Source organism: Glutamicibacter protophormiae, assembly GCF_016894325.1.
In the GTDB taxonomy this organism is placed as follows: Bacteria; Actinomycetota; Actinomycetes; order Actinomycetales; family Micrococcaceae; genus Glutamicibacter; species Glutamicibacter protophormiae.
On record NZ_CP069806.1, the window covers coordinates 3,232,165 to 3,245,627 of the forward strand.

Annotated in this window: 12 protein-coding genes and 2 riboswitches; of the genes, 6 read left to right on the top strand and 6 right to left on the bottom strand. The window is 65.9% G+C overall.

The window, feature by feature from the left end; genetic code table 11:
- Window positions 1–78: 78 nt before the first annotated feature.
- On the top strand, window positions 79–849 hold the full coding sequence (locus JQN66_RS15155; protein WP_204675768.1) for a DUF2786 domain-containing protein: 771 nt from the start codon (window positions 79–81) through the stop codon (window positions 847–849).
- On the opposite strand, the gene JQN66_RS15160 is transcribed toward JQN66_RS15155, so the two are convergent.
- Both JQN66_RS15160 and JQN66_RS15165 read right to left on the bottom strand, forming a co-directional pair.
- Window positions 850–2,097: a CynX/NimT family MFS transporter gene (locus JQN66_RS15160; RefSeq protein WP_204675769.1), complete on the bottom strand. Its 1,248-nt coding sequence runs from the start codon at window positions 2,095–2,097 to the stop codon at window positions 850–852. It lies immediately after the preceding gene.
- Between the two features lie 86 nt (window positions 2,098–2,183).
- Window positions 2,184–2,642 (bottom strand): GatB/YqeY domain-containing protein, encoded by a 459-nt coding sequence (locus tag JQN66_RS15165; RefSeq protein WP_188947118.1) that lies wholly within the window; start codon window positions 2,640–2,642, stop codon window positions 2,184–2,186.
- Window positions 2,643–2,743: 101 nt separating this feature from the next.
- On the opposite strand from JQN66_RS15165, the gene JQN66_RS15170 reads away from it, so the two are divergent.
- Complete coding sequence (locus JQN66_RS15170; protein ID WP_204675770.1) at window positions 2,744–4,132, top strand: DUF4232 domain-containing protein; 1,389 nt, start codon at window positions 2,744–2,746, stop codon at window positions 4,130–4,132.
- Here the strand turns inward: JQN66_RS15170 and JQN66_RS15175 are convergent.
- Window positions 4,129–5,403 (bottom strand): carboxylate--amine ligase, encoded by a 1,275-nt coding sequence (locus JQN66_RS15175; RefSeq protein ID WP_204675771.1) that lies wholly within the window; start codon window positions 5,401–5,403, stop codon window positions 4,129–4,131. The two genes, JQN66_RS15170 and JQN66_RS15175, sit on opposite strands and share 4 nt — an antisense overlap.
- Window positions 5,404–5,418: 15 nt before the next feature.
- Entirely contained in the window at window positions 5,419–6,561 is a 1,143-nt protein-coding gene (locus JQN66_RS15180; RefSeq protein WP_204675772.1) for a lipid II:glycine glycyltransferase FemX, read from the bottom strand.
- A gap of 96 nt (window positions 6,562–6,657) precedes the next feature.
- Here JQN66_RS15180 and JQN66_RS15185 point away from each other — a divergent pair, with 96 nt between their 5' ends.
- From JQN66_RS15185 to JQN66_RS15195, 3 genes are read left to right on the top strand one after another with little or no spacing between them, the layout of a single operon-like run.
- Window positions 6,658–6,987: a metal-sensitive transcriptional regulator gene (locus tag JQN66_RS15185; RefSeq protein ID WP_188947106.1), complete on the top strand. Its 330-nt coding sequence runs from the start codon at window positions 6,658–6,660 to the stop codon at window positions 6,985–6,987.
- 60 nt (window positions 6,988–7,047) lie between these two features.
- Entirely contained in the window at window positions 7,048–7,368 is a 321-nt protein-coding gene (locus tag JQN66_RS15190) for a heavy-metal-associated domain-containing protein (RefSeq protein ID WP_188947105.1), read from the top strand.
- A 38-nt stretch (window positions 7,369–7,406) separates the two neighbouring features.
- Entirely contained in the window at window positions 7,407–9,686 is a 2,280-nt protein-coding gene (locus tag JQN66_RS15195; protein WP_204675773.1) for a heavy metal translocating P-type ATPase, read from the top strand.
- A 78-nt stretch (window positions 9,687–9,764) separates the two neighbouring features.
- On the opposite strand, the gene JQN66_RS15200 is transcribed toward JQN66_RS15195, so the two are convergent.
- Both JQN66_RS15200 and JQN66_RS15205 read right to left on the bottom strand, forming a co-directional pair.
- Complete coding sequence (locus tag JQN66_RS15200) at window positions 9,765–10,805, bottom strand: FUSC family protein (RefSeq protein ID WP_204675774.1); 1,041 nt, start codon at window positions 10,803–10,805, stop codon at window positions 9,765–9,767.
- Entirely contained in the window at window positions 10,802–11,254 is a 453-nt protein-coding gene (locus JQN66_RS15205) for a MarR family winged helix-turn-helix transcriptional regulator (protein WP_204675775.1), read from the bottom strand. The genes JQN66_RS15200 and JQN66_RS15205 overlap by 4 nt, the downstream gene beginning before the upstream one ends.
- A 265-nt stretch (window positions 11,255–11,519) precedes the next feature.
- A riboswitch (glycine riboswitch) is annotated at window positions 11,520–11,618 on the top strand.
- Window positions 11,619–11,727, top strand: a riboswitch (glycine riboswitch).
- Between the two features lie 213 nt (window positions 11,728–11,940).
- On the opposite strand from JQN66_RS15205, the gene cycA reads away from it, so the two are divergent.
- On the top strand, window positions 11,941–13,434 hold the full coding sequence (gene cycA / locus JQN66_RS15210; RefSeq protein ID WP_204675776.1) for a D-serine/D-alanine/glycine transporter: 1,494 nt from the start codon (window positions 11,941–11,943) through the stop codon (window positions 13,432–13,434).
- The last annotated feature ends 29 nt before the right edge of the window (window positions 13,435–13,463 follow it).

A 13,463-nucleotide genomic window follows, 5' to 3' on the forward strand; every position in this document is an offset into this window, starting at 1 on the left:
TCGGTCGTGCCACACTGGGCCTGAACACGCCCCGCAGGCTTCGCCCGAAGCCGGCTCGCCACCGCCAAGGAAAGCATCATGAAGAATTCAGAACACAAGCTCCTGCGCCTGAAGGAGCGCATCACGCTCCTGTTGAACAAGGCGGAGAACACCAGCTATCCGCACGAGGCCCAAGCCTTCCAGGAGCATGCCGAGCGATTGATGGTGCGCTACGGCATCGGCAGGGCTGAACTTGATGCGCAATCCGCGCACCAAGGCAAGAAGCAGGAAGCCATCGTCGAGGAGCACTTCGAGATGCACGGCGTGTACCGGCTGGGCCAGCGCGACGGCCTGTCGCATGTTGGTCGAGCGTTCCGCACCGTCACGATCCTCCAGACCAACTTCTCTAATTCATGCAGGCTCTACATCATCGGGCACGAATCCGACGTGGCCACCGTCAAGACGCTTTTTTCTTCACTAGTCATCCAGGCGACTCTTGCCATGACCCATTGGTGGGATGCCGAGGGGAAGGTCCAGTCAGCGCTGTGGACCGATTCGGAAAAGCAGATCGAGCGGCGGGAATTCCAACGCAGCTTCTACGTGCAGGTCGCCATGAGGATCCAGGGGCTCTACGAGGAGGAAAGCTCCCAGGCCGGAACGGGAACGGATCTGGTTCTGGTGGACCGCAAACACCAGGTCGACGAGTTTGTCAGCGACAAGTACCCGTACCTGCGCGCTTCCAGAAACCGTGCGAGCAGGGGCAGCATGGGAGCCGTACTCGCCGGGCAAGCCGCCGGGCGACGGGCCGATCTGGGCCTGGGCAGACATGTCGACGGGGCTGAGCAGTCCCCGGAAGCGATTGCCGGGTAGCTAGCGCACCTGGGTACGTTGCTGGTCTTCGATGTAGCGCGGACGCCCGGCCATGATGCCGGTGTAGGTCTGGAACACGATCAACGCCGCGATGAGCCAGATGGGCGAGGTCCACGACCCGGTGACCTCATACAGCGCCCCCACGGCGAACGGGCCCGGGAATGCGATCAGGTAGCCGACCGACTGGCCGAAGGACGAAAGCTTGGCAACGCCGGCGGCGCTATGCGCTTTCAGCCCGATCATGGTCAGGGCCAGCGGAAAATTCGATCCGCAGATACCCAGCAGGAGCACCCAGAGGTAGGCGCCTTCCAGCGGAAAGGTGAGCATGCCGGCCACCGCAATCAGCCCGGCCACGCCGTTGATGACCACCAGCGGTCCCTGGTGGGTGAACCGCGCGGCCAGCGCCGGCATCACGAAGGACAACGGGACGCCCACACCCAGCAGGATCGCCAGCAGCGCGCCGGCTTCGGCTGGGTCCATCCCCAAGTCGGTGAAGATCTTGGGAGCCCAACCCATGAAGATGTAGGCCACGGCCGACTGCCCGGCGAAGAACAGGGCAATCCACCAGGCCATCGGGTTCTTGTACATGGGGCCCAGCGGTGCGGCCTGCGCGTGGTTCTGGCTGAACTCGATTTGATGCTGCGCGATCTGGGGGCGCAGCCCGAAATAGACCACAATCCAGACGGCCAGGGCCAGCAGCGCAGGCAGCGCCCAGACGGCCAATCCGATGCGCCAGGTGCCGCCGAGCATGTCATTGACCGGTACGGCGATCCCCGCGACGGCTGAGGCGCCCAAGGCGACCGCGGTGGTATAGGCCCCGGTGACGATGCCGATCTTGTGCGGGAACCACCGTTTGACCAGCACCGGCATCAGGATGTTGCCCACCGCGATGCCGGCCAGGGCCAGGGCCGTGCACAGCAGAAATGTCCAGGTTTCCGGCGCGGCCGAACGAAGCAGGATTCCGGCGAGGATGGCGCCCATGGCCGCAATGACTACCAGTTCCGGCCCGCGCTTGCCCGCCAAACGCGGAGCGAGCGGGCCCAGCAGCGCAAAGCACAATGGAGGGACGCCGGTGATCATCCCCGCGATGAACCCGTTCATCTGCAGGTCCTCGATGGCCGGATCCAGCAGCGCCCCGAGCGAGGTGACGGCGGGACGCAAATTGATCGACGCGAGGATGATCGCAAGGACCAGCAGGACGCCGAAGCCCTTGGGCAGTGCCGGGCGGAGCGGGGAAAAATCAGACATAGTACGCACAGACTATCTGGCCGGGCAGTTCCGGCCCCTCGGACCTTGACCCGTCCCGCGCGCCGCCCTTCCGGCAACCCCGGTGGCTAGCCGAGTTTCGCGCGCACCATCTGCGAAACGGCCTTGCCGTCAAAACGGCCGGCGATCTGCGCACCCACCAGCTTCATGGCGTTGCCCATGTCTTTCATGCTCAGCTCGTGGTCTGCCGCGAGCTCCTCCATGATCCGGTCCACGATGCCCTTGGCTTCGGCCTCGTCGAGCATCTTCGGCAGGTAGGTGGAGATGAACGCGGCTTCGGCCAGCTCCCGCTCGGCCAGATCGGTGCGCCCGTCCTTGGCGGCGAGTGCGGCGGTTTCCTCGCGGTTGGCGACCTCCTTGCGCAGCAGGTTCTCCACGTCCTGGTCGGTCAGTTCGGTGGGATTCTTCCCGGACTTCTCTCGGGTCCCGATGGTGCTGATGATATTGCGCAGCGTGGTCTTTTCCATCTCGTTGCCCGCCTTCAGGTGGGTGATGCTGTCCTCGTGCAGGCGCTCTTTCAAACTCATGGGACTCTCCTTTGTTGTGCGTCTTTTCATCCACCCCCGACTTTACTCGCTTGCGGCACGGCGGCCGCGAGCTGGGATCGGCTTTTGGTAGCTTGAGCCTTATGAAACGCAGATTGCTGATCGCCGTGCTTGCACTCCTCGGCATCGTGGCGGCAGTACTGCTGTGGAGTCCATGGGATCGCTGCGATGCCCCGGAACCGGTATGCACTGCGTTGGGCGAGATCGGGGAGCTGGAGAACGTCGTGGCCGCCGAGGCGGACTACGACACGGCTTCTGGGGTTTCCACCGGTTCGGCTCCGGTACTGGTCGTATGGGAAATCCGCCTGCTCGATACGCTCAGCCCGCAGCAAGCGGCAGATATCGCAGACGAGGTCTCTGCACGCACCAGGGCCGTGGTGGTGGACGGCGTCGAGCTGGAGCATGCGGTCGGCATTGTCGCCGGTGCACCGCAGGCATCACAGGTTCCCGGTCTGGACCTCTACCCGCTGCAGCTGTTGCTGGGAGACTATCCGAGGACCGAGGCGCTCCAGGCTTTCAGCCTCTGGCAGCACGGAGCGTCGCGTGTGGACAACGCCGGGGCCGCCGCCCCGAACACCGAAGCGCTGCTGGAATTGGCGCGGTTCGCCCATGACCGGGGCTATACGCCAACGCTGGAGCTCCCCGACGGGACGATTCGCTATACCCCCAACGGTGATTTCAAGCTGGAGCAGCTGAGCATTGCCGTCGCGGCCAAGGCGCAGCCGAACGTTGACACCGCCATTTTCGGCTCGGGGTCGCTGTCCGTGCATTCGGGCTCCCCGGACGGCTCGGAGCAGACCGCTGAAATCAAGCGATGGCTCGACGAGCACGAACCCCTGTCGGAGCCCACCGCATATTCCCTGTCCACCGCGGGTTTCGCAACGATCCTCGAAGGCTGGATCGGCGGCGAGCTGCCCGAGTACCTCATTGCCAAGCCGCCGGTGCTGCCCGACGGCGTCACCGCCTGGCCGTCGGATGAGAAGGCCCCGGCCTGCACCCGGGACGGCATCCAGCTCTCGTTGAGCGAACCGGACGCGGCGGTGGGTTCACGCTACCTGTCTCTCTACGCGCGCAATGTCTCCGGGCGGGCCTGCTCCCTGCAGGGCTACCCGCAGATCACTTTCCTGAATGCCGACGGCGAACCCCAGGACGACGCGGACACCCGACCCGCAACCCATATGAGCGCCGAAAGGGTCGTGGTTCCCGCCGGGGAATACGCCATCTCTACCCTGGACTGGAAGGCCATGTCCACCAGCCAGGACCCCGACGAGACCACCGCGCTGGAAGTGGCCGCGCTGCCCGGCCTGGAACCCGTCGTCTTGACACCGATGCACCAGCAAGTCCCGGCTTCCCTGGATATCCTCGACGGGGCACGGGTCGATCTCAGCCCGTGGATGCAGGCTGCCGAGGGCTGGGCGAAACCCGGGGATTCAACCGGCGCGGGCGACCGCCCCGGCAGCCCCGCGCCCTAGATGCTGCGCGGAGGGAACTTCTTGTACTTCACATAGTGGTTGACCGCGTTCAGCACCAGGTAGATCCGGCGGCGCGGGTGCTTTTCCGGAGCGAACTTCAGCGGGTTGGAGACCTTGCCGGCCTTCAGCAGCACGGCGGCCTTGCGCCCGGTGCCGCTGTCCAGGAAGCGGCGCAGCAGGTGGTGCGGCAGCACGGTGAAAAGCTGCTCGCGGCTCAGCTGCAGGACCCCGGCGGCGGTCTGGACCACTGCGGTCGTCTCCACGCTGTCCGTATCGAATTCGGCACCCAGGAACTCGGTGACGTAGAAGCGGGCGGGGTTAACACCCGCCGCGGTCAGGTAGAAGTGGTTGCGGCCCAGGCGCGGATTGATCTCGAAGAACTTGATCTGCCCGTCGCGGTGGTCGTACTTTGCGTCGATCATGGCGATGCCGCGCCAGCCCAGCTCTTCGAGCATGCGGGCCCCGTCCGCGGCCATTTGGTCGTTGCGGCCGGTGACGATGGCCGCCGAGTTGCCCAGCACCAGCGGCGCGTGCTCCTCGATGACCACCTCGCCGTAGCCGGCGAAGATGACCTTGGATTCGTTCGTGGCGAAGTAGGTGCACAGGCGCATCGCGTCATCGCCGCCGGGAACGTATTCCTGCAGGATGTAGCCCGAGTCGTAGCCGCTGGCATCGATCTTGGCGGTGAGCTCGCGCAGCTGGGCGAAGGTTTCCAGCGTGTGGATCTTCTGCTTTCCCTCGAATTTCGCGGCGATCCAGTCTGCGGAACTGGACGGCTTGCCGATCAGCGGGAAGGTCAGGCCGCCGGCCAACGCTTCGAGGTCCGCGCCTGGGCGGTAGACCGCGGTGCGCGGGTGGGCGATGCCCAGCCGGTCGGCGAGCGCGTAGAAGTTCTCCTTCAGCGCCGCGGCCTCGATGATGTCGAGCTCCGGGTAAGGGATCACGAAGTGCTCTTCGAGCCGCGCCCGGTGCTTGGCGATGAGCATGATGTGGAAATCGAGCGAGCCGAAGAGCATCAGCGGGCGGTCCCCGGCGGTCTTCAGCTCGTCGGCGAGCGCCAGCAGCGCCTCGACGACGCGCTCCTCGTCGGCCATGGAGCCGATGGGCCGCAGGTCGATGGCCACCGAATGCTCGATGACTCCGTTGCCGGCGGCCGGCAGCACCACGGAACGGACCTGGTAGGCCTCGTAGAATTCTCGCGCGAGCGTGTAGGTGCCGATGTCTCCGCCCAGGATGACCGGGACGAATCGCTGGGTTGCTTCGATTGCCATGGGTATTGCTGGTCCCTACTTCTTGCGCCAGTTCATGTATTTTTCAAAGGCCCACGCCAACGGCTTGTTCAACGCAAGGTCCCATTCGCCGTTGGTCTGCACGATGTCGCAGCCGGTGTTGGTCTTGAACTTGGTCAGGCCCGAAAGGTGGTGGTCCTTGTCCAGGGTCGCGCTCACGCCGCCCTGGTCCAGGTAACGGCATCCCGCCTCGGTGGAGTCGCTGATCATGCGGTGCATGATGGCCTTCGGCGCGAACAGCTTGCGCTGTTCGGAGGACGAGGCGCCGTAGAGGTACCAGGCCAGGTTGGAGGAGCGGATCACGATGGACGCGGCCAGATCGACTCCCTCGTTGCTGGCGATGTACAGGGTGCAGGATCCGGGCACGGCTTCGTTGAGCACGGTGTGCATCTTCTCGAAGTAGCTCAGCGGGCGGCCGGTGAACTCCTGGCGGTCTGCGGTGTGGTTGTACAGGGCATGGAAGCGCGCCATGTCCTTGCACTCGCCCACCTCGACCTCCAGCGTGCTTTTCAGCGCCTTGCGGGTTTCGTTGCGGGTCGTGGAGGAATAGGACGCCATGACCTGCTCGGTGTCCAGCTGGTTGCCTTCGGCATCCTGCAGTGCCACGCGGGCCACGTACTCCGGCTGGCCGGCGGCGAAGTCCAGGCCGACGTCTTCCTTGGTGAAGCCCAGGGAGGCCAGCGCGTCGTTCAGCGCCAGCGCGCTGTCGGACTGCGACTGCACCTCGAGGTCTGAGAGCTGCGCGAAGCCCTCCTTGCCCAGGTTCTTGCGCACCGCGGCGGCGCCCCAGGTGCGCACGGCCAGGCCGGGTCCCATTTTCAGCTGGAAGGAGCCGCGATCCTTCAGGTACGAGGCCAGCGGTTTCAGCACGGCGTCAGCCCGGTAGGCCGCGAAGTCGATCACCGGCCCGTCCGGAACATACGCCAGGGTCTTCTTGATCACCGGGGCGCTGCGGTGCAACACCAGGGCGGCGCCGACCAGCACGTCGTTGTCGAACCAGCCCAGCGATTCGCCGCGCCAGCCGCCCTTGACCCGGGCCCATTCGGGACGTTGCAGGAAGCTGACGTCGCGGGCGGTCGCAAGGAAAGAGGAATGCTCGGTGCTGGAAATAGGACGCACGTGAAGTTCGTTGTGGCTCACGGTTGAAATCCTATCGCGACCAAGCTGGGAATTACGTGACCAACCATACCCCCAGAGGGTATTTGACTTTATACCCCTCGGGGGTATTATCGACTTATGGACACGACACCAGCACCTGCTGCGGACGCACAGCATCACGGTTACCACGCGGACAAAGCCGCCCTGGCCCGGCGCATGAAGCGCATCGAGGGACAGGTGCGCGGCGTGGCAAAGATGATCGACGAGGACAAGTACTGCATCGACATCCTCACCCAGGTTTCCGCGATCAACGCGGCATTGCACAAGGTCAGTGTGCAATTGGTCGAAGACCATATCGGCCACTGCGTGGTGGACGCGGCCAAGACCTCCCTGCAGACCGGGGATGAAAGCCACGTCAACGGCAAGGTCGCAGAAGCCTCTGCGGCCATTGCCCGGCTGGTGCGCTAGTTCAACAGAATTTCCCACTCCCGGGGCGCGTTCCCCGGATACCCGAAAGAGAGCAAGATCATGAGCCACAACTGCAACTGCGGATGCTCCTCGAACAATGCCGAGAACGGCAACAACCTGCTGCAGATCGTGCCCCGCCCCGATGCCGCGCCGTCCGTCTCCCGCACCGAAATCCAGATTTCCGGCATGACCTGCGGCCACTGCGTGGCCTCGGTAACCGAGGAACTCAAGGAGATCGACGGCGTGAACGACGTCGAGGTCATCCTGAACGCCTCGGGCATCTCCACCGCTACGGTCAGCTCCTCCGCGGCGCTGAACGAAGAAACCATCAAGAACGCCATCGACGAAGCCGGATACACCGTCGAGGCGATCAACGCCTAACTGCCCGCCCCCGGGCAGGAAAGTGCAGGGCAATCCCCATGACTTCCGAAACCGATCCCACCGAGCCCCTCGACCTGCGCACCGTCGACCTTGAGATCCAGGGCATGACGTGCGCCTCCTGCGTGAACCGCGTAGAACGCAAGCTCGGCAAACTCCCCGGCGTGAGCGCCGCGGTCAACCTCCCCCTGGAAAGCGCCACGGTCCGCGTCCCGGCCGGCGTCACCGACGACCAGCTGATCGACACGGTCAAGGCCGCGGGCTACTCGGCAAACCTCAAGGCCCCGCTGCACCCCGCGCCCCGCTCCCCCGGGCACGGCGACGAGCATGCAGCCCACGAGGCCGCATCCGGCGGCGGGCATGAGCACCTGGTCCCCAACCATCTGCTGCGCCGGCTGGTCGTTTCCGCGATCTTCACGATCCCGCTGTTTGTCATCTCCATGATCCCCGGCGCGCAATTCCCGCACTGGGGCTGGGCAGCGTTCGCGCTGGCCACCCCCGTGGTGTTCTACGGGGCCTGGCCGTTCCACAAGGCCGCCGCCGTCAACGCGCGGCACCTGGCCTCCACCATGGACACCTTGGTGTCCCTGGGCGTGCTGGCCGCCTACCTGTTCTCCGCCGTCCAGCTGATCCTCGACCCGATGATGACGGCCCACGTGGGCATGTCGATGAGCGAGCACGCGCTGTACTTCGAGACCGCTGGCGTGGTCGCCACGCTGCTGCTGCTGGGGCGCTACCTGGAGCACCGGGCCAAGTCCTCGGCCAGCGATGCGCTCAAATCCCTGCTGAACCTGGGCGCCAAGGAAGCCGTGGTGCTGCGCGGCGGCGCCGAGGTGAAGATCCCCGCCGAGCAGGTCCAGGTGGGCGACCAGTTCGTGGTCCGCCCCGGCGAGAAGATCGCCACCGACGGCGTGGTCGTCGACGGCGCCAGCGCCGTCGACACCTCGCTGCTCACCGGGGAATCCGTGCCGCAGAAGGCGGCCGTCGGCGACGAGGTCACCGGCGCGACCCTGAACACCTCCGGACGGCTGGTCGTCCGCGCCACCCGCGTGGGAGCGGACACCACCCTGGCCCAGATGGGCCGGCTGGTCTCCGAGGCGCAGTCCGGCAAGGCTCCCATCGCCCGGCTGGCGGACCGCATCTCCTCGGTCTTCGTGCCGATCGTGCTGGGCATCGCGGTACTCACCTTCCTGGCCTGGTGGCTGGCCACCGGCGACACCTACGCGGCCTTCACCGCCTCGGTGGCCGTGCTGGTCATCGCCTGCCCGTGCGCGCTGGGCCTGGCCACCCCGATCGGCCTGCTGGTCGGCACCGGCCGCGGCGCCCAGCTGGGCATCCTGATCCGCGGGCCGCAGGTCCTGGAAGACACCCGCAAGCTGGACACCATCGTGCTGGACAAGACCGGCACCGTCACCACCGGCGTGATGACCCACCTCGGCACCAGGGCCATTGACGGCGTGCACCCGGATGAGGCGCTGGCCCTGGCCGGCGCGGTGGAGCGCCACTCCGAGCACCCGATCGCCCAGGCCATCGCCGCGGCGGCCACCGAGCTCGGCCCGCTGGCCCGGGTCTCGAACTTCGACTCCGATCCCGGCGGCGGCGTGAAGGGCGTCATCGACGGCCGGACCGTGGTCGTGGGCCGCTACAGCTGGCTGCAGGACCAGGGCACCGTGCTGGAGAAGGCCGCGCTGGACATGCTGGACGAGGCCGAGGCGGCCGGCGCCACCGCCATCCTGGTCTCCGTGGACCGTGAGTTCCAGGCAGTGATCTCCGTGGCCGACAAGGTCAAGGAAACCAGCGCCCGGGCCATTTCCGAGCTGCAGCAGCGCGGACTGCGCGTGGTGCTGCTGACCGGCGACAACCAGTCGGTCGCCGCGAAGGTCGCCGCGCAGGTGGGCATCAAGCCCGAGGACGTCTTCGCCGGGGTTTTCCCGGCGGACAAGGCCAAGGCGATCTCCGCGTTGCAGGCCGAAGGCAAGGTCGTGGCCATGGTGGGCGACGGCGTGAACGACGCCCCGGCGCTGGCGCAGGCGGATCTGGGCATCGCCATGGGCTCGGGCACCGACGTGGCCATCGAGGCCGCGGACATCACGCTGATGGGCAACGACCTGCACCAGGTCGCCCAGGCCATCGCGCTGTCGGAGAAGACCCTGTCCACGATCAAGATGAACCTGTTCTGGGCCTTCGCCTACAACACCGCGGGCATCCCGATTGCGGCGCTGGGCCTGCTGAACCCGATGATCGCCGGCGGCGCCATGGCCGCCAGCTCGGTGCTGGTGGTGCTGAACTCGCTGCGGCTTCGAAGCTTCGGCAAGAAGTAGCAAGCAATAACAAGGCAAACGGCCGCCGGGCGGGAATCCATGAACTGGATTCCCGCCCGGCGGCCGTATCTTCTTCGACTAGGCAGCGCGGCGGGAGCCCCGGCGCACGCCGACCACGAGGCCGATCACCACGCTCAGCACGGCTCCGACCGCCGCCCCGAGCACCGTCATGGTGACCCGGTCGACCAGCAGCACCATGGGGTCCTCGGGGCTGGCCAGGTGCACCATGAGCAGCGCAACCATGGTCATGAAGACCATGCCCACCGCGTAGTTGCGCAGGATGACCACCTCGATGCAGAACTGGCCGGCCAGTGCCACGGCCAGCAGCACCCAGAGATTGGGTTCGAGGACGAACACTGCCCAGGTCAGCAGCACGCCGATGCAGGTTCCCACGCAGCGCTGCAGGGCCCGGGCAACCCGGCTGTGCATGGTCGCCCCCATCACCCCGGCGATCGCGCCCAGGCTCGCCCAGTACCAGTGGTCTCCCCCAAGGAGATAGGCCATGATTCCGGCCAGCAGCACGGCGGCACCCATGCGCAGGGATTCATGGACCGACTTTGGGGTCGGCGCCCAGGTGAAGTCCGCCTTCAGCGCGGAGGCGAGCCGGCCCCGGCGGGCCGCCAGCCCGAGCATGACCAGCAGGCTGAACAGCACGGTCCCTGCGCCGACCAGCAGCACCCCGATGAAGCTTTCGGCGGTCGCCGGCACCGAGAGGCAGGCGCCGCCGGCGAACACCGCGAAGATCGGCCCGGGCGGAAGCCAATGCACCCCGCGGGACACCAGGTTGGAGCCGACGGCGATCACTGCCAGAACGAGCACATCAACGATGAATGGGGCCTGGAGGAAGGAAACCAGCGTGCCCAGCAGCATCGAGGCCACCTGCACCGCGCCGCAACTCAGCTGCTGCCAGAAACGCACCGCATAATTGTCGTATCGGCCGAAGACCGCGCAGAAAGCGCCGAACCCGGCGTACATCGCCCAGTCCATCCGCCCCATAACGGCGAGGACGAGCAGCGGCACCGCCAGGCAGAAGGTTGCCCGGGCCGCGGGCCGCAGCGCCGGCATGGGCGGAGCCACGGCAACACTGTGTTTCCAGACCTGTTTCGCATGGGCGATCATGCGCGGGTTTCCCCTTGGCCTGCAACGACCAGTTGCAGCAGTCCGCGCAGCTGCTCGCGCTGCGCCGGATCCAGCGCCCCGTAGATCTCCTCCTCGCCTTCGCGGGCCGCCTCGACAGCTCGGGCCGCAAAGCGCCGCCCGTCGGAGGTTAGTTCGATGAGTCTTCGGCGGCGGTCCACCGGGTCCACGGTGCGCTGCAGCGTGCCGTGCGCTTCGAGCTGGTCGAGGTAGGCAACCATGTGGCCTCGGTTGATGTTGGCCCGGTCGGCCAGGTCGTTCTGATACATCGCCCCGGACTCCTGCAGCGCGCTGATGATCGTGAAGTGGTGGCGCGTCAGCCCTTCGGCCTCCATCAGCGCACCCAGGGCCATGGTTCCCACACGCCCGACACGGGTTGCCAGATAGCTCAGGGAATTCCACTGGAAGCGGGGCAGTTTCTGATCAGTCACCAGACGAGAATATCATTTCACCTCGAAATGATTTCGCAGCGGAACTAATGACCGAGCGCGGCGGCGCCGGACTGGACGGTTCGCCGGCCCGGATCGGGCGTCGCGGCACTTCAAGCTTTAGCCCATGATCAGAACATGAAAAGGTCTTGTCGCAATGGGTTCACCCTCGACCCGACAAGTGCCGCTCGCCCGCTTTCCGACGGATTCGATTTGCGCCGCTTCACGTTTTCAGGGCATACTGTGATGGCAGTCACCAAACAGCCATTGATACGTGGCGGGAGAGTCCCGTCCTGAACCAAGGGCGGGCGCCGTAGGAGCAATTCCTCCCCGGGAAACTCTCAGGCCCCCGTACCGCCACGAACAGGCACCTCTGGAAAGCAGCGCGGCGAAGGCCGTGCTCACCGAAGGAGCAGGCTTCACCCAGTATTCGGCGTGAAGTGAAAACTCTCAGGTACGCAAACAGATTGGGGAGGAACATCAGAACAGTGCCGCACTCGCGAGCACGCCCATGATGCTCCCCCGTGGTCGCGGCAGGCACTTGCTTTGAGCGCTTGAGCCTGATGCGGCCGAAAACAGGAGAACACCACGTTGAGCGTGTTCGAAGAAAGCGTTGTCCGCGGGCAGGCCTACCGGCTTGTCCCGGATCGCTTCGGGTGCGGGATCCCCCACTCGCGGAAGGCGCAAGAATGAGCTCACCCAGCTCTGCCCCCAAGCTCGAACGCGGACTCTCCAATCGCCATATCCAGCTCATCGCCATCGGCGGCGCCATTGGCACCGGCCTGTTCATGGGATCCGGCAAAACCATCGCCGTCGCCGGCCCCTCGGTCATCTTCGTGTACATGATCATCGGCTTCATGCTCTTCTTCGTCATGCGCGCCATGGGCGAGCTGCTGCTGAGCAACCTCAACTACAAGACCTTCGCCGATTTCGCCGGCGACCTGCTGGGCCCCTGGGCCGCCTTCTTCACCGGCTGGACCTACTGGTTTTGCTGGGTGGTCACCGGCATCGCCGATGTCGTGGCCATCGCCCACTACGTCGCCTTCTGGTGGGGCGAGATGCCCTTGTGGATCCCGAGCCTGGCGTGCATCGCCCTGCTGCTGGTACTGAACCTGACCACGGTGAAGGCCTTCGGCGAAACCGAATTCTGGTTCGCCCTGATCAAGATCGTCGCCATCGGCGCGCTGATCGTGGTGGGCCTGGCCATGGTCATCACCGGTTTCCAGCACAACGGCATCAGCTCATCCTTCTCCAACCTCTGGGCGCATGGCGGCATGTTCCCCCACGGCGCCATGGGCTTCGTGGCGGGCTTCCAGATCGCCGTGTTCGCCTTCGTGGGCATCGAACTGGTCGGCACCACGGCGGCCGAAACCAAGGATCCGGAGAAGACCCTGCCCAAGGCGATCAACTCGATCCCGCTGCGCATCCTGTTCTTCTACGTCGGCGCCCTGCTCGTCCTGATGATGGTCGAGCCATGGACGCTGTTCTCCGCCGAGCAGTCCCCGTTCGTCGGCATGTTCACGCTGGCAGGCCTGGCCGGTGCCGCGGGCGTCATCAACTTCGTGGTGCTCACCTCCGCCACCTCCAGCGCCAACTCGGGCATCTATTCGACCTCGCGCATGCTGCGCGGCCTGGCGCTGGAAGGCGACGCCCCGAAGCGGTTCGAGCAGCTCTCCTCCCGCAAGGTGCCGCGCAACGCACTGATGTTCTCCTGCATGTTCCTGCTGGCCGGCGTCGCGCTGCTCTACAGCGGCGATTCGGTCATGTCAGTATTCACGCTGGTGACCACCATTTCCGCGCTGTGCTTCATGTTCGTGTGGTCCATCATCCTGCTCAGCTACCTGGCTTTCCGGGCCCGCCGCCCGCAGCTGCATGACGCCAGCGCCTTCAAGATGCCCGGCGGACGGTTCATGCCGTTCGTCGTGCTGGCGTTCTTCGTTTTTATCCTGTGGGCGCTGACCACCCAGGCCGACACCCTGGCCGCGCTGATCGCCACCCCGCTCTGGTTCATCGGGCTGGGCATCGGCTACCTGGTGGTCCGCCGCGATCCGAAGCACGAGGCGCTGCGGCTGGCCCACGCCGGCAAGGTCGCCCACGAGCGCCGCGCAGCCGCCGCGTACCGCAGCACTGTCAACGCCGCCGGCCTCCCGGCCCGGAAGGCCAAGGAGAGCATCGACAGCTGACCCCGCCGCTTCCGGACCTGCGCCAGGGG

Bases quoted from the DNA above. Each gene is read 5' to 3' on its own strand.
- JQN66_RS15195 (WP_204675773.1), top strand. From the start codon at position 7,407: ATGACTTCCGAAACCGATCCCACCGAGCCCCTCGACCTGCGCACCGTC.
- JQN66_RS15170 (WP_204675770.1), top strand. From the start codon at position 2,744: ATGAAACGCAGATTGCTGATCGCCGTGCTTGCACTCCTCGGCATCGTG.
- JQN66_RS15200 (WP_204675774.1), bottom strand. From the start codon at position 10,805: ATGATCGCCCATGCGAAACAGGTCTGGAAACACAGTGTTGCCGTGGCT.
- JQN66_RS15155 (WP_204675768.1), top strand. From the start codon at position 79: ATGAAGAATTCAGAACACAAGCTCCTGCGCCTGAAGGAGCGCATCACG.
- JQN66_RS15165 (WP_188947118.1), bottom strand. From the start codon at position 2,642: ATGAGTTTGAAAGAGCGCCTGCACGAGGACAGCATCACCCACCTGAAG.
- cycA (WP_204675776.1), top strand. From the start codon at position 11,941: ATGAGCTCACCCAGCTCTGCCCCCAAGCTCGAACGCGGACTCTCCAAT.
- JQN66_RS15175 (WP_204675771.1), bottom strand. From the start codon at position 5,403: ATGGCAATCGAAGCAACCCAGCGATTCGTCCCGGTCATCCTGGGCGGA.
- JQN66_RS15160 (WP_204675769.1), bottom strand. From the start codon at position 2,097: ATGTCTGATTTTTCCCCGCTCCGCCCGGCACTGCCCAAGGGCTTCGGC.
- JQN66_RS15185 (WP_188947106.1), top strand. From the start codon at position 6,658: ATGGACACGACACCAGCACCTGCTGCGGACGCACAGCATCACGGTTAC.
- JQN66_RS15190 (WP_188947105.1), top strand. From the start codon at position 7,048: ATGAGCCACAACTGCAACTGCGGATGCTCCTCGAACAATGCCGAGAAC.